Below are 16,401 nucleotides of genomic sequence, written 5' to 3'. Positions count from 1 at the left end.
TTCACAAGCCGGCCGTGCCGTCGAAGCGATGTCTGCCGAGACCGACGGTCACCGGGGCATCCGCTCCCGGTACCCACACGTCTGCCGTGACTGCGTAGGGCACCTCCACCTCGAGCAGCACGCGCCCGTGGTCGAGCCGCCACGAGCTCTCGATGCGACCGTACGGCGAGTCGACGGCGGTCCGCGCGTGCGTGAGCTGGCCGGTCACGAGCGGCCGAACCGTGACGCGCTTCCACCCGGGCGCCGCCGCGGCCAGGCCCCCGACACAACGGTGGAGCCAGTCGGCAACGGCCCCGTATGCGTAGTGGTTGAACGAGGTCATCGTGCCAGGGTTCACCGTGCCGTCGGGCAGCATCGAGTCCCAACGTTCCCAGATGGTGGTTGCCCCCATCGTGACGGCGTACAACCACGACGGCGACGTGGTCTCGAGCAGCATCCGGTGGGCGACATCCGGCCGGCCGGCCAGGCAGAGCGCATCGAGGATGAGCGGCGTGCCGACGAATCCGGTGGCGACCCGGTGGTCGGCGGCGATCACGAGCTCCACCAGCCGATCGCCTGCGGCACGGCGTGCGGCGTCATCGACGATGAGATCCCAGCACAGGGCCAGCGCGTAGACCGTCTGGCAATCGCTCAGCACACGCCCCCCTGGGGTGACGTATTCGTGATTGAAGGCGATCACGATCTGGTCGGCGAGCGCACCGTATCGCCTGGCGTCTTCGGCATGGCCGAGCGTCGCTGCCGCGGTCGCGAGCAGACCGGCCGAGCGCGCAGAGTAGGCGGTCGCGACGACGTAGGGATCGGCTGCTGCCTTCGCTGGCTCCTCAGGCGGTGCCGTTGGATCGAGCCAGTCGCCGAACTGGAAACCGCTGTTCCAGAGATGGTCGTCACCAGCGAGGCTCGTCACCTTGTCGACCCAGGCACGCATCGAGGGATATTGCCGCTCGAGCACGTCGCGATCGGCATACGAGAGGAACAGCGCCGACGGCACGATCGTGGCGGCGTCGCTCCATCCCGCGGCCGCCGGGTCCTCCTCGCGCAGCACGTCCGGGATGACGTACGGCACTCCCCCGTCGGGTCGCTGCTCGGCTGCGAGGTCCTCGAGCCAGCCCGCAAGGAACCCCGAGGTGTCGAAAAGCGTTGCGGCGGTGGGTGCGAACACCTGGATGTCGCCGGTCCATCCGAGCCGCTCGTCCCGTTGGGGGCAGTCGGTCGGAAGATCGAGGAAGTTGCCGCGCATGCCCCAGACCACGTTCTCGTGCAATCGGTCGACGAGCGGGTCGGAACTCTCGAACCACCCGGTGCGACGCAGATCCGAGCCGAGCACGAGCGCCGTCACATCTCCAAGCGCGATGTGAGGCGCACCCGTGATCTCGGCATAGCGGAAGCCGTTGAAGGTGAACGTCGGGTGCAGCACCTCGACGTCGGCCCCGCTCAGCACGTACGTCGCCGTCACCTTGGCGCTCCGGAGCGGGCGCAGTGCGAGCTCACCCGCCTCGAGCACCTCGGCATGGCGCACCGTAACCTCGTCGCCGGCACGACCACCGCGCACCACGAGCTCGACCCAGCCGACGAGGTTCTGCCCGAAGTCAACGATCGTCGCCCCCGACGGCGAAACCGACATCTCGGCGGTCGGCACTCGCTCGGTCACGCGCACGGCAGGGCTGCGGCGGGCGACGAGTCGCGCGTGATCACCGGGCACGACCTCGACCGGCTCGCTCGACGCGCGGTCGGGCGCGTTCGGAACGCGCAGGTCGCGCCGCTCACCGTCGTACAGGTCGTCGAAGAGGATGCCGCTCGGGCTCGCCCGCCACGAGGCATCCGTTGCGATGACGCGTCGCGAGCCGTCGGCGAACTCGAGCTCGAGCTGCGCGAGCAACGCGAGTCGGTCGCCGTAGCTCGAACGGTTGCCGGGCCAGACGAGCTGGCCGCGGTACCAACCGTTGCCGAGCAGAGCGCTGATGGTGTTCGCGCCCCTGCGGAGATGGGCGAGCACGTCGTATGCCTGGTAACGCAGGCGGTGCTCGTACGCGGTCCAGCCGGGCGCGAGCACGTCATCGCCGATGCGTGCACCGTTCAGCGAGGCCTCGTAGACGCCGTGCGCGGTCGCGTAGAGGCGGGCGCGCACCGGCAGGGCGTCGAGCGTGAACTCGGTGAAGACGAGTGGCGCCGCGTCATCAAGCCCGCCGAAGGAGACCGGGCTCACGAATGACGCCGACCAGTCGTCCGTCTCGAGCAGCCCGACTTCGAGCGCTTCGGCGTCGCTCCACTCGGTCCACCTGGCGCCTGATCCCACGCGCACGCGAACGCGGCCGTGCCGCCGCGATTCGAGTGGGGCGAGCGGCCAGTCGACGAGCACGCTCTCGCCGCTCGAGACGACGGCGACGGATGCCGCGCCCGACGAATCCTGGAACTCGATCTCGTAGCGGTCCGACCGCCAATCGCGGTCGCGTGTCTCGAGCACCCAGGACAGCCGCGGCGTCCCAGTGCCGAGGGCCGCCCCGGGCTCGGCCTGCTCGACCCGGAGTCGCGAGACGCGCGCGACCGTCGCGATGGCCGACGAGGCGGCGGCGGGCTCGGCGCCGCCGTTCGGCAGCACCGGTTTCTGCATCGTCATCTACTCGAGCCCGGTTCCCACGACGCCCTTGATGTACCACTTCTGGAGCACGATGAAGACGATCAGCACCGGGACCATCGCGATCACGGCACCCGCCAGCCCGATCGCCGGTGAGATGACCGAGTTCTCACCGCCGGCGAGGGGTGCGAGCGCCACGTTGATCACTCGCTGTGCGGGATTCGGCGCCACGACCAATGGCCAGATGTACATGTTCCACGCCGTCAGGAAGCTGATCGAGCAGAACGTGGCGAGCGCCGGCTTGGCCAAGGGCAGCGCGATCGAGGTGAAGACGCGCGGCCACCCCGCGCCGTCGATGCGGGCCGCCTCGATGAGTCCGGGCGGGAGGGTCACGAAGAACTGGCGGAACAGCAGGATCGCGAACGCGCACTGCGCCGCCATCGGGATGATCAGGCCGGCGAACGAGTTGAGCCAGCCGAGCTGGAACGTCACGACGAAGAGCGGGATGAGCGTGAGATTGGCGGGCACGAACATCGGCACGACGAGCGTGGTGAGGATCACGGCAGTCCATTTGAATGGGATCTTCGCGAGGGCGAACGCGGCCGGCAGCGAGATGAGGAGCTGGAGTCCCACGATGCCCAGGCTGAAGATGAACGTGTTGCCGATCACCTGGGGGGTGAGGTAATTCCACGCGTCGGCGAAGTTCTGCCAGATCGGCGTCTCGGGAAGCAGCGGTTGCGGGAAGGCGTTGATCTCCTGAGCGGACTTGAGCGAGCCCGACACCATGAACAGCAGCGGCACCGCCAGGACGAGACCGCAGACCACGATGAGCGCGTAGCGGAGCGTGTTGTAGAGACGCGGATGCATCAGCTGCGCTCCTTTCGCAGGCGGGTGATGATTCTCGCGACCACCACGATGACGATGAGTAGCACGAGTTGGAAGAGCGAGAGTGCACTTCCGTACCCGATGTCGCGCTCGGCGAACGCGACCTTGTACGAGTACAGCGCGAGCGATTGGGTCGTGCCGAGCGGCCCGCCATCGGTCATGATGAGGGCGATCTCGAATGATCCGCTGATGAAGCCGACGGCTTGCAGCACGGCGACGAGCAGTGTCGTGCTCCAGACGTTCGGCCAGGTCATGCTCCAGAGCTGCCGCCACTTGCCGGCGCCGTCGAGCGACGACGCGGCGTAGATGTCCTCGGGAACACGCTGCAGACCGGCGAGGTAGAGGATGATGACGATCGGCAGCGCTCCCCAGATCATCATGATCACGAGCGCGGGCCTGGCCCACGTCGGATCGGAGAGCCAGTTGGGGCCGTCGATGCCGAACAACGCGAGGAACTGGTTCACGAGGCCGCTGCGTCCGTTGTACAGGTTCACCCAGATGATGGCCGCGACCGCCGCGGACGCGATCATCGGCGTGAAGTAGAGCACGCGCCACGCTGCGACACCCGGCATGTTGCTGTTCACGACGACGGCGAGGACGAACCCGACGATGATCGTCGGGATGACGCCCATGATGACGAAGAGCGCTGTCACGCCGAGCGCCTGCCACATGTCGGGATCGACGAACATCCGGGTGATGTTGTCGAGGCCGACGAAGACCGGTACGCCGAAGAGGTCCCATTCGAAGAAGGCGAGCACGAGGCCGCCGATCGCCGGGATGATCACGAACACGAAGAACGCGAGCATCGCGGGTGAGACGAAGAGTGTCGCGGTGAGCGCATCGACCCGTCGGTTCCTGCGACCCGACGGATGCTCGGCCGGCTCTGGCGGACGAAGCGCCTCCGCGCGGGGCAGCGGCGTCTCCGTCAGTGGTGTTGCTGTCACGGATGGTTCCTTCGAATGGAGTCGGGTGCGGGAACGCGTGTTCCCGCACCCGATACTCGACCTACTCGGATTCCTTGGCGATGGCGTCGTTGACGGTCGCCTCGGCCTCCTGGAAGGCCTCGGTGATGTCGCGGCCCTCGAGCAGTACCTGCTGCGTCGCCTTCTTGGTCGCCTCGGACATGACGCTCGCGCTCGCGCCCGGCATCTGGGTGAGCAGCACGGCGGTGCGCGCCGACTCGCCGAAGATGGCGATGTTGACGGGCGGAGGCGTCCCGTCCTTCCAGGTGCCGTTGTCGATGCCGTCATCGGTCGGCGGGATGACGCCGCCCACCTCCTGGGCGACCTTCATGCCGGCGTCCGTGTCGTAGAACCAGGCGAGGAACGCCCACGCGGCATCCTGGTTCTCGCTCGTCTGGGCGATCGAGAGACCGTAGGAGCCGCCGCCGGCGGTCGAGTTGCCGTCGATGGTCGGGAGCACCTGCACATCCCAATCGGCGTCACCCATCGCGGTCTTCGTCTGCGGAACTGCTCCCCGCGACGCGATGGCCATCGCCACATTGCCGGAGCTGAACTTCAGCGTCGGGTCGTCGGCGGTCGCCGTGTACTCACCGGATGCGGTGCCATACGGAGCGAGCAGCGTCGTCCATGCTTCGATCGCCTCCGGCTGCCCGATGCCCGATGTGCCGGTCTCGGCGTCGTACACGTAGCCGCCGTATGCCTGGATGACGGGGCCGTAGACGATCTGCGGCGTGCCATCGCCGAGCGGAGCCGCAAGTCCTGTGACGGCACCACCCGTATTCGTCTGGATCTCGTCCGCGACGCGGTACATGTCGTCCCAGGTCCAGTCCGCCTCGGGGAATTCGTCGACGCCCGCTTGTTCGAAGGCCGACTTGTTGTAGTACAGGCCGACCGAATCGGCGCTCACCGGCAGACCGGTCACCTGGTCGGGGTCATCGAGCGGTCGATACTGTCCCACGAACTGCGGCAGGAAGTCATCGATCGTGAGGTCGCCGAGCTTGCCCTCGTCGATGCCCGGTGCAAGATCGAGCGTGACGTTGTTCTTCGCGAGCGTGTCGGCGAGGAAGTCGACGTTGAAGAAGACATCCGGCACCTCACCGCTGAGCCGAGCAGTGGCGAGTTGCTGCGCGTACTCGGCGGCGTCGTCGGTGGTGCTGCGAACCTCGACCGTGCGGTCGGGAAACGACTCCATGTACGCGTCGGCGTACTCCTGAAACTGGGGCTGGAGGCCCGTGACGGTGGTGAGGACGATGGTGCTGCCCTCGACCTCTCCGGCTGCGCCGGTGGCATTCGAACTGCCGCACGCCGCAAGAAGCGGCAACACCGCGACTGCTGCGGCGGCCACCGTCAGACGACGGCTGCGTGTAGGACGTGACGTCATTGTCCGTCATTCCCTTCCTATGTGTGAGTGATGCAGGAGAATCGACGGCGCAGACTTGGGGAGAACGCCGTTGTTGAAACCTTTCACTTCATGAAACGTCAGTCTTCCCCGAATGTCAAGACCCGTAATGCAAACGTTTCATCGACGGGCTACCAGCAGAGGCAAGCGGGCCCTCGGGAAATGAGTCGAGCCTACCTCGCGAGGTATGATACGTTTCAATATGCTTTCTGAATCGGGCAGTGCTGTGCCAGTGAACGAGCGGCGGGGCCGTGATGCATCAGACGCGGCACGTCAACGCCGTGGCTCCGGCTCGGCACCCGAGCATCTGCGGGTCGACGCGCGAACAACGATGCGTACAGACCGTTTCATCGCGCTCGCGACCAGTCCCCGCCCGCGGCTGTCGTGGAACGTCCCGCTCGAGCACGACGGCCAGGCGCAGACCGCGTTCACGGCGGTCGTGCTCGACGAATCCGGCACGGCCGCGTGGACGAGCGGGCTCGTCGAGAGCGCCGACCCATGGGTGCAGCTCACGGTCGACCTCCGCGCGAACTCGCACCACTCCTTCACGGTGCGAACCCGCGACGAGAACGACGAGTGGTCGGACTGGGCGCCGCCCGTGCCGCTCGAAACGGGTCCGCACACGCTTGCCGATTGGGGCGGCGCGAGCTGGATCACATCACCGCCGCTCCAGGTGCTGCGTCGTCGGTTCGATCTCGTCGACGCTGCACCGCGAGCTCGCCTGCACCTGACCGCCCAAGGGCTCGTACGTGCCGGCGTCAACGGCACCCCGGTCAATGCCACGGCGAGCGACCCGTCACGCACCGATGCCGACCGTGCACTCTTTCGGAGCTACGACGTGACCGACCTCCTCCGGGTCGGCAGCAACGAACTCGACCTCACCGTCGCGCGCGGTGAGTGGGCACGCACCGGCCTCGACCCACGCGTGCTCGCCACGCTGGTGGTCGAGCACGCCGACGGCTCGCGAACGTTCCACGGAACCGGCGAGGGCATGTTCGCGGGTGCCGGGCCCGTCACCATCGAGGAACCGTTCTACCTCGAGGCCCAGGAACCGGGGCCGACCTGTCGCGTTCGGAGCGGCATCCATCGTCGTCCTCGACCCCACCGACGGGGCGGGTGACTTCGCCCCGCCGCCCGTGCGTGTGCTCCCCGATCCGGGTCCCCCGTTGCACGTCGTCGAGGTGCTCACGCCCTCGCAGGTCGCCATGCACGACCCCGTGGTGCGACAGTACGACGTCGGCGTGAACGTGGCCGGTCGGAGCCGCCTCGTGGTCGACGGCGCACTCCCCGTCGGCACCGTCATCCAGGTCGTGCACGGTGAACACGTCGACGACGACGGCCGGCTCGATACCACCAACCTCACGATGCCATTCGACCACGGGCGCGTGCGGCAGGCCCTCCGGTATACGATCGGCGCCGCGGGCGACCGGACGGACCCGAGCCACGTGCTCGAACCGTGGTTCTGCTACCACGGGTTCCGCTACCTCGAGGTGACCGGGCTCCCCGTCGAAGTACGGGTCCGCGTGGAGGTGCACGTGCTGCACAGCGACCTCCGACCCTCGGGCGCACTGACGACCGATGCGCCCGTCGTCAACACGCTCGTCGCGCGCGGACGACGCACGCTGCTCAACAATGTTCACGGCATTCCCGAGGACTGCCCCACTCGCGAACAATCCGGCTGGACCGGTGACACGGCGAGCGCCAACGAGTTCGACTTCTCGGCGTTCGACATGCAGGCGTTCTTCACGAAGTGGCTGGGCGACCTGCGTACGAGCCAACAGGCTGACGGGGCGATTCCCGCGATCGCGCCCGACGTGCGCGCCGAGCGGATCGAACCGGACCCCGTGTGGGGCGCGGCCCTCCAGCGGGTGCTCGAGGGGCACTGGCTGCATTACGGCGACCTCGAGGTCGTGCTCGACACGATGCCGGCCCTGCGCGGCTGGGTCGACTTCCAACTCTCCTGCGCGAGCGACGACGGAACCATCGGCCGCTCCCCCATCAGCTACGGCCACGATTGGCTCGCGCTCGAGCAGACTCCGCCCGAGTTGCACCATACGGCCGCAGCACTCGATGCACTCCGGGTGCTCGCAGACTTCGAAGAACTCATCGGGGCGACGGATGCCGCCGCCGAACGTCGTGCGCAGGCCGACACGCTGCGGCGCGCGGCGCGAGCGAGTTTCGTCGATTCGGGTGAAGGTCGCCTGTCGGTGGGAAGTGGATCCCAGGGTTCGCTCGCGGTAGCCCTCGAGAGCGGCTGGCTGACGGCGGCAGAGACCGCCGTCGCCGTCGAACAGCTTGAACGCGACATTCGCGCCCGGGGGAATCGAGTCTCGTCGGGATTCGCCACCACTCGCACGGTTGTACGCTCCCTGGCCCATCGCGGGCGGTCCCAGGCGCTCTTCGATGCCCTGCATCAGCCCGCCGAACCCGGGATCGGCGCGATGCTCGACCACGGACCCGGCACGTTCTGGGAGTGCTGGTGGATCGACCCCGAGAACACCGGCACCGGTTCACTTGACCACATCGGTCTCGGGGGCCCGTTCGCCGGGTGGGCCTGGCAGTTCCTCGCCGGCGTTCGGCCGATCGCGGGCGGGTACTCGCGGTTCATCGTCGAACCGAGCATCGTCGACGGCCTCACGGCGCTCGATCTCGAGGCGCAGACGGTGCGCGGACGGGTCGAGGTGCGGCTGCGCCGCCTCGGCACACGGCTCGAGCTCGAGGTGACTGTTCCGGTCGGCGCGGAGGCCGTCGTGCGACTCCCCGGGGTGCCGGAACAGAGCGCCGGGCCCGGCCGTCATCGATTCCTGGCAGACGTGGCGGTTCCCGTTCGAGTGCTGCCGGGCCACGAGCCGCCGTGGCAGGCTCCTGCGACGGCACCCCGTTCGACCGATGTCGTCGACGGCGACGCGCTTCTGCTGCGATCTGCGGTCGTCGATCGGCGGTTCGTGGCCGCCGGCTCGACGGCTTCGATCGCCGTGCTCGAGAACGGCGTGCGCTGCATGCCGGTGCCGCACGCTCAGCTCGAGGGGCCGATCCTGCGGGTGACCGGCACCGACCCCGACGAGCCGACCGGCCCGCTCATTCGCATCGAGCTCCCCCGCCCCCTCGATCTCTCGCACGCCCAGTTCGTCTTCGCGATGTTCGACCTGTGTCTCGACAATTCCACACGACGGCTCGAGACCGAGCTCCGGCTCGTCTCGGTCGATGGCAGCCGGCTCGAGACCAATCAGCGGCTGTGGCCCGCCGGCTGGGTACGGACGACCCTCGACGTCGCGGGCTGGGCCGGCGCCGGCGCGGTGGTCGCGATCGAGGCCGGGCTCACCTATCTGGATGCGGCAGCGCCAATGGATGCCGCCGGCACGACATCGCCGCGCCTTCCCGCCGCATTCCACCTCGGTCGCATCGGGTTCTCCCGGGCTCGGCGAACCTGGCCGTGACCCGGACGATCGTGCTGGGCGCTCACTGGAGCTGCGCGGCGTGCAGGCGTGCGTACGCGCCGCCCGTGGCGAGGAGGGCATCGTGGTCGCCGACCTCGACGATGCGGCCGTGGTCCATCACCACGATGCGATCGGCGCCGCGAATCGTCGAGAGGCGATGCGCGACCACGAGGGACGTGCGACCGCGCATGAGCGTGTCGAGTGCGCTCTTGACCTTTGCCTCGGATGCACTGTCGAGCGCGCTCGTCGCCTCGTCGAGCAGGAGGATGCGGGGATCGCGGATGAGCGCCCGCGCAATCGCGAGACGCTGCCGCTGCCCTCCCGAGAGACGCGCACCACGCTGACCCACCATCGTGTCGAGGCCGTCTGGCAACGCATCCACGATCTCGGCCGCGTTCGCGTCGACTAAGGCACGGCGCACACGCTCTTCGGGCACGTCGGAGAGTCCGTACGTGATGTTCTCCCGGATGCTGCCCTCGAACAGCACCGATTCCTGCGGCACCACCGAGACGAAGCGGCGATACGTGCGCAGGTCGAGACGTTCCATGTCGCGCCCGTCGAGCAGGACTCGGCCAACGGTGGGGCGGATGAATCCGAGCACGAGGTTGATCGTCGTAGACTTGCCCGAGCCCGAGGCCCCGACGAAGGCCACGGTCTCCCCCGGCTGGATGTCGAGGTCGATGTGGTCGATCGCCGGCCGCGGGGCATCCGCAAAGGAGTAGCCGACCTGGTCGAAGGTGATCTGGCCGACCACGCGGTCGACCACGGTCTTGCCCGCATTGCGCTCGAGATCAGCGTCTTCGAGTACCTCGGCGATCGAATTGATCGACTCGACGCCGCGAGAGATGATCGGCGTGAGCCCCACGAGTTGAGTGGTCGCGCTCGTCAGTGTCGCGAAGTAGGTGCCGAGCAGCACCACCTGTCCTGCGGTGATCGGCGCGAGGCCCGACATCGCCGCCCATCCGGCTGAGCCGATGCACAGTGTGGAGAGCACATTGAACGAGACCCACGAGGTGGTCTCGAACCGAGAGTTCAGTCGGTCGAGTGCGAGGCCCGCGCGTTTGACGCTCTCGGCCGTCTCCGCCACACGTGTCGAGGCGGTGTGCTCGAGCCCGTGCGCGCGGGTGATCGGGATGAGCGTGGCCATCTCGCCGACTCGAGCGGAGAGGTCTTCCATCTCTCGACGGAAGGCCTCGTTGCGGCGGGCGGCACGGCGGCGCATTCCAGCCACGAGTCCGGCCGCGATGGGAACCGTGAGTGCGAACACCAGCAGGAAGGCGGGTGCCTGCATCGCCGTCACAGTGATCGAACCGACGAGAATGCTCAGCGAGATCAGGACCACCGGGAACACCTGCTGCAGGAGCAGTTCCACGTTCTCGACGTCGCGAACGATCTTGGTCTGGATGACGGATGCGCTCTTGCGGGTGTGGAATCCGATGGAGAGGCCTTGCAGGTGCGCGGTCAATGCGTTTCGCAGGTCGGCGGCGACGGAACGGTAAGCGGTGCTGTACATGCGCACGTACCAGATGTGGTTCGGGTAGTGCACCGACAGCACCAGCACGGTGAGCGCGACGAGGAGCCAGAGCCTGCCGAAATCCGCGCCCGCCACGACGGTGTCGATGATCTGTGCCGTGAAGACGGGGACGAGCCACAGCGGGCTGTCCTGGACCACGTGGAACAACGCCGCCGAGAGTACTCTGCCCCGATATGGGCGAAGCAGGCTGCCTACGGAACGGATGGGGTGACTTGCGCGGATGTGCACAACAACTCCGAGAATGGGACCAGCGTGGGAGTCGAGCACTGCGGCTCGCGTCCGTCAGGCCGGAATTGCAGAAATGAAAGGTTTCACTGTGCTGCCATGATGGGGCCGCCCCGCAGAGCTGTCAAGCTTCGGTCAGCGCGCCGCGGAGCTCTCGCGCACGATGAGCTCGGGCGCGAGCTTCAATTGCTCGTGCTGATGCTCTGGGTCATTCGCCTCGTCGAGCACCAGTCGCACGGCATGCTCGGCGAGGAGCTCGGTGGACTGACGCACGGTGCTGAGCGGAACGACTGCGGATTCTGCGTAATCGATGTCGTCGTACCCGACGATCGCGACGTCGTGCGGTACGCGGATGCGTTCGGAGAGCACGAGCGCCTGCAGCACGCCGAGCGCCAGCAGGTCATTCGCCGCGAACACGGCGTCTGGACGCTCGTTCTCCGGCATCGCCTCGATGATCGCACCGGCGGCCCGACCTTCGGCAATGGTTTGATCGGCGGTGTCGACGTGGGTGAGGCGCACGCCCTGGTGCTCGGCACAGACCCGTTGCGCTCCGAGCCATCGATCCTCGACCTGGTGGAGCGGACCACCGAGGAAGGCGATGTGACGGCGCCCGGACTCGATCAGGTGCCGCGCGACGAGCTCGCCCCCGGCCCGGCCGTCGAGGGTGACGGAGCAGAACTCGCGATCGGCGTGAATGTCGAAGAGTACGAGCGGCATACCGCGCGTACGGAGCTGGCGCATGCGCCTCGTGATGCCGTCGAGTGGCGCCACGATCATGCCCCGAACGCGCTGCTCCTCGAAGACGTCGAGGTAGCGCTCCTCGCGAGCCTCGAGCTGATCACTCGAACCGAGGACGACCGTTTGCCCGGCCCGCTCGCCGGCCGCTTCGCACGCGTGCGCGAGGTCAGCGAAGAAGGGGTTGGCCACGTTGAGCACGATCATGCCGAGCGTCGTGCCGGCTCCCATCTTGAGCTGTCGCGCCAAGTCGTTGCGAACGAAGCCGAGGTCGTCAATGACCCCTTGCACGCGTGCGAGCGTCGACGGTGAGACTCGATCGGGCTTGTTGAGCACGTTGGAGACGGTGCCAACCGACACACGAGCCGCCTCGGCGACCTCACGGATGCCGACTGACCTGCTCATCGCTCCTCCGATCGCTCGACTGACCCCATCCTACGAGTCCACGACCCCGGCGCCTGCCCACTTCCAACTCATGACTGAAACTTTTCAATCGAGCACCGCCCGACTCGCGAGCACACCATGGCGGCGGCGCTCTGTCAGGCTGCGTCTGGGGCTCAACGTGGTTGACAGGCGTGGTCATCATGAATAGGCTTCATGAAACGTTTCATGCGGGTTGTGACCATCAACCAAACGCCACCGCTGCCCCAACCCGGAAGCGGTGTCGCTGCTGCAGGCACGTCCACCGTGTGAACGATGCAGCGTCTCGTCAGCCACCCAACACGCCAAGACCGACATCGAGCAATGGAGCTAACCGATGAGCATGATCAACAATCGCATCACCGCGAGCCGACGCTCGTTCCTCAAGGGAGCGGGACTTGCGGCCGCGGCTGGCGCCCTCGCGGGGCGGGCGCCGGGCGCGGCTGCTGCCGCGTCGGAGGAAGCCACCTACCTGTTGGAGAACGGATTCGTCAGCCTCTCGGGCGCATACGGCAAGCTGACCCGGGTGGCGTGCGACCCGACGGGCGGCGGCCGGTACGAACCCACCGCGTTCAGCTCGGTGTTCCTCGGTGAGTCGGACTTCTATGACGCCCGTTTCAACGACGGAGTCACCTGGACGACGACGACGACGAAACTGAGCCTTGCCGGCATCCAGATCCCGTCCGCGCAGAATCTCCGACAGGCGCAGCTCAACGCACCGGTTCCGCTCAATCCGGGTCAAACGCTCGGCCAGGCCTTCACCGCAACCGCGAATCGCTTCACGCGCGTGGGGGGTCAATTCCCGACGTGGAGCGACCCGAACGCATCGATGAAGCTCACCCTCTATTCGGGCACCCCGGCGAACGGTCTGACGGAGATCGGCAGTCGCGAGGTGGCTCCGGTTCAGGACAATGGGTGGGCGTACGTCGATGTGCCCGCGCAGCCGGCCGGCCTCTACTACCTGGAAGCATCCCATGCCGCTGGCACGCCGGGCTGGTGGGCGCAGAGCGGCAGTACAACGGTCGACGTCGGGGGTGCGGCATACGCCGATCGCCACCAGCTCACCGGACGCACGATGACGATCGACGTCGTCGGCTACAACGTCGATGGAGTCGCCACGTGGGAGTTCGACCTCAGCGGGCCAACGCTGCAGATGTCGTACGAGCTGCACTGGCAGGGCGATGCGCGTGCCGACCTCGGATTGACGCTGAACACCTCATGGGTCAAGGACGGGTACTCGATCGATGGCGCGGACGGAGTCTTGTTCAGTCGCTTCATCGGCGACGACGGCTATTACATCCCGTCGCAGCAGTTGAAGCGCCGTACCGCCTGGACGAACCCGGTGCTCGGCACGAAGTGGATCGGGGCAACCGGGACCGGCCCCTACGACCTGCGGTTCACGGCGCCTCAGCCGATCCTCGACGGCGCGATGGCGGCCGACTCGATGACGCTGTCGCTGAACACGGGCAGCACCGACCCGGCACCCGTGATCTCGCGCACGATCGTCGTCGACGTACTCCCCCACTCCGACGAATTGCCCGACGTCTTCCCCGTATTCACCGCCTCCGACGAACTCAGGGCGACACAGCTCTCAACGTTCTATTGGGAACGAGCACTCAGTTTTCGATTCAGCGGCCATGCCGCCGATTGGGCCGACTGGGAGGGGCGCATCCTCGACTGGACCGGCACCGTGGGCAGGTCAGAGCAGTCGGCGAGCCTGCTGAACACCAAACTCGACGACGACGGGTACGTCTGGTCGTGGCCGGATTCGCAGGGCTGGCCGTTTCCCGACCCGAAGCTCTACGACAGCAGGCACTTCACCTCGAACGCGATGTACATCCTCGCCGCATGGCGCTACTTCTCCTGGACCGGCGACTCCGCATTCCTCACGACGATGCTGCCGCGCACACGGAAGGCGATGGCGTTCTACCTGGACTCGCTCGGCGGCAGCACCGGCGTCATCACGATCACCTCGCCCGACCACAGCGGACGAGACGGAGCGGTGCCCTCGAACTACTGGGACATCATGTCGCACGGTCACCTCGACGCGTACGCCAACGCCTACTTCTACGGCTCCCTCGAGGCGATGGCACAACTCGAGGAGTTCGTCGGCGACAAGAAGCGGGCGAAGCAACTGCGAGCGCTCCGCTCGGTTGTGGCGGAGCGCTACAACGAGCTCTTCTGGAATGACGCAGACGGCAGGTACATCCAATCCATCGACATCGACGGCGTCGTCCACGACTACGGCGCGACCTACGTGAACCTCGAGGCCGCGTCGTTCGGGCTCCCCTCTGACGCCCAGGCCGCTCGAATCTTCGACTGGCTCGACCACGGCCACACCGAACTGCAGAACTCCGTCGTGCTCATGGAAGGCGGCGGCTTGGCTCCGAAGGTCCAGCCCGGGCACACTCTCGGGCAGAGCTTCACGGCCAATGCCGCCTTCACGAGCGTCGCAGCGCGATTCCCGACCTACGGCGAACGCGGTGCCGCATTCACGATGACCCTGTACCAGGGTCTGCCCGACGGAGCATCGCCGGTCAAGGTCGCAGATCGGCAGTTCAGCAACTGGGACGACGGTGGGGTGGCACACATCGACCTTCCGAAGCAGCAACCGGGCGTGTACTACCTAGAGGTTTCCGACGTGACAGGCTCACTCGCCTGGTGGTCGTCGATGAACGCAGTGCCGGGAGCACAGGCGTACTCCGACGGGCTCCCAGCCGCGGATGCCAGGTCGCGATTCCTGGCGGCACTGGGTGAGCATTACGAAGGCCCGGCGGACATCTACTCGAGGTGGGTGTTCGCGCCGAGGTCGACCACGCGCCGAAACAGCTACTGGTTCTTCCTCGAAAACCTCACAGTGCCGTGGGAGCATCAGGTGCAAGACGGCGGGGCGATCCTCTACACCTCGGGTTTCGACGTCATGGCACGCGCCCGATACCAATCCGCTGATGACGCGTGGGCACGATTGACCGCGATCCTCGATCGCTGGAACGAACCCGACCATATCTCCGGCGGCACTCCACTGTTCCGCGGCGAGAGCACAGTCGACAGCGGTACGAAGAGCACGTCGGTCGGCACGGACATTCCATTCCCCGAGAGTGGACTGGCGCCTGCCAGCTTCATGTACGCCTTCGTCGGAGTCGAAGCCGAACCGGATGCATTGGTGATCACGCCGAACCTGCCATCGACATTGACGCGCGTCGGGGTGAGAAACCTCCACTGGCATGGCAAGAGGCTCGAACTGCTCGTCACGCGCGACAAGATCACGCTGACGGGCAGTGGGATCACCGTGACGCGCCCGTACAAGGCCGGCGGGTCGGTGCGGCTGAGGTCGTCGCAGCTCAGTGCGGGTGTCGAGTGAGTGAATCATTCGGCGCGGCAGACGGACTCGTGCGGGTATACCCGGCAGGTGAGCCGACGCTCGTATGGGCACACGGTGGCGGATTCGCGGGTGGCGACCTCGATATGCCCGAGGCGGACTGGGTCGCACGCGCGCTCTCCGAACGCGGCATCTCGGTCATCACGGTCGACTATCGCCACGCGGGTGGCGGGTTCCACTACCCCGTGCCATCCGATGACATCCTCACGGCGTGGCACTGGACGCTCGAACACGTCGACGAGCTCGGCATCGACCCCGCGCGCCTCGCGATCGGCGGCGCGAGTGCGGGCGGCAACCTCGTGACAGGTGCCGTGCTGCGCATGCTCGCCGACGAGACGCGACCACGACAACTGCCCGGGGGCGTCTTCCTCGCCTACCCGACTCTCCTCGCCGAGCAGCCGCCACCGGATGCCGCGCTGCGAGCACTCCTCGACGCGAACCCCGAGGTCGACCGCTCGGGGCCCGCCCGCGTGCGCTCGATGTACGAGGGATACTTCGGGAAACCCGTCGACGACGCACCGCTCTCGGTGGTGCCGGGTGAAGCCGCCGCGTCCGACCTCGCGGGTTTCCCGCCAGTGCTCATGATCAACAGCGAGATCGACGAGCTTCGCGTGTCAGGTGAGGTGTTCGCCGCGACGCTCGTCGAAGCCGGCGTGCCACTCGAGCTCGTCATGGAGGCCCGCACCGCGCACGGGCACCTGAACAGGCCAGACGAGCCCGCGGCATCCGTCTCGATCGAGCGCGTGGCCACCTGGATCGGCCGTGGGTTCCTTCCGGCGGCAACCGACGAGATGCCACGCCAACGCCAACGCCAGTGACAGGGCAACGCGATCACGGACGATGACGGCCACAG

At 67.1% G+C, this 16,401-nt stretch carries 10 protein-coding genes; 4 read left to right on the top strand and 6 right to left on the bottom strand.

Going from position 1 to position 16,401, the window contains the following annotated elements; translation table 11 throughout:
- Window position 1: 1 nt before the first annotated feature.
- The 4 genes from QFZ26_RS17720 to QFZ26_RS17705 form a co-directional block, all read right to left on the bottom strand.
- Window positions 2-2,608, bottom strand: coding sequence for a family 78 glycoside hydrolase catalytic domain (locus QFZ26_RS17720; RefSeq protein ID WP_307044468.1), 2,607 nt, complete (start codon window positions 2,606-2,608; stop codon window positions 2-4).
- A 6-nt stretch (window positions 2,609-2,614) separates the two neighbouring features.
- Window positions 2,615-3,439, bottom strand: coding sequence for a carbohydrate ABC transporter permease (locus QFZ26_RS17715; RefSeq protein WP_307044466.1), 825 nt, complete (start codon window positions 3,437-3,439; stop codon window positions 2,615-2,617).
- The gene (locus QFZ26_RS17710) at window positions 3,439-4,401 is read right to left on the bottom strand and encodes a carbohydrate ABC transporter permease (RefSeq protein ID WP_307044464.1); all 963 of its coding nucleotides are present in this window, start codon (window positions 4,399-4,401) and stop codon (window positions 3,439-3,441) included. The genes QFZ26_RS17715 and QFZ26_RS17710 overlap by 1 nt, the downstream gene beginning before the upstream one ends.
- 61 nt (window positions 4,402-4,462) lie before the next feature.
- Entirely contained in the window at window positions 4,463-5,764 is a 1,302-nt protein-coding gene (locus QFZ26_RS17705) for an ABC transporter substrate-binding protein (protein ID WP_307044462.1), read from the bottom strand.
- A 385-nt stretch (window positions 5,765-6,149) separates the two neighbouring features.
- Between QFZ26_RS17705 and QFZ26_RS17700 the strand changes: the two genes are divergently transcribed.
- A complete protein-coding gene (locus QFZ26_RS17700) occupies window positions 6,150-6,938 on the top strand; it encodes a glycoside hydrolase family 78 protein (RefSeq protein WP_307044460.1) in 789 nt (262 codons plus the stop codon).
- Between the two features lie 16 nt (window positions 6,939-6,954).
- Window positions 6,955-9,255, top strand: a complete 2,301-nt coding sequence (locus QFZ26_RS17695) for a family 78 glycoside hydrolase catalytic domain (RefSeq protein WP_307044458.1) — start codon at window positions 6,955-6,957, stop codon at window positions 9,253-9,255.
- A 22-nt stretch (window positions 9,256-9,277) separates the two neighbouring features.
- Here QFZ26_RS17695 and QFZ26_RS17690 read toward each other — a convergent pair whose 3' ends face one another.
- Window positions 9,278-10,927, bottom strand: a complete 1,650-nt coding sequence (locus QFZ26_RS17690) for an ABC transporter ATP-binding protein (protein ID WP_307045144.1) — start codon at window positions 10,925-10,927, stop codon at window positions 9,278-9,280.
- Between the two features lie 222 nt (window positions 10,928-11,149).
- Complete coding sequence (locus tag QFZ26_RS17685; RefSeq protein ID WP_307044456.1) at window positions 11,150-12,154, bottom strand: LacI family DNA-binding transcriptional regulator; 1,005 nt, start codon at window positions 12,152-12,154, stop codon at window positions 11,150-11,152.
- A 352-nt stretch (window positions 12,155-12,506) separates the two neighbouring features.
- Between QFZ26_RS17685 and QFZ26_RS17680 the strand changes: the two genes are divergently transcribed.
- Window positions 12,507-15,530 carry an MGH1-like glycoside hydrolase domain-containing protein gene (locus QFZ26_RS17680; protein ID WP_307044454.1) on the top strand — a complete coding sequence of 1,008 codons (3,024 nt, stop codon included), beginning with the start codon at window positions 12,507-12,509 and terminating at the stop codon, window positions 15,528-15,530.
- Window positions 15,527-16,366 (top strand): alpha/beta hydrolase, encoded by an 840-nt coding sequence (locus tag QFZ26_RS17675; protein ID WP_307044452.1) that lies wholly within the window; start codon window positions 15,527-15,529, stop codon window positions 16,364-16,366. The genes QFZ26_RS17680 and QFZ26_RS17675 overlap by 4 nt, the downstream gene beginning before the upstream one ends.
- The last annotated feature ends 35 nt before the right edge of the window (window positions 16,367-16,401 follow it).

Source organism: Agromyces ramosus (genome assembly GCF_030817175.1).
GTDB classification, from domain to species: Bacteria; Actinomycetota; Actinomycetes; order Actinomycetales; family Microbacteriaceae; genus Agromyces; species Agromyces ramosus_A.
This window is presented reverse-complemented; position numbering and strand designations above follow the sequence as displayed.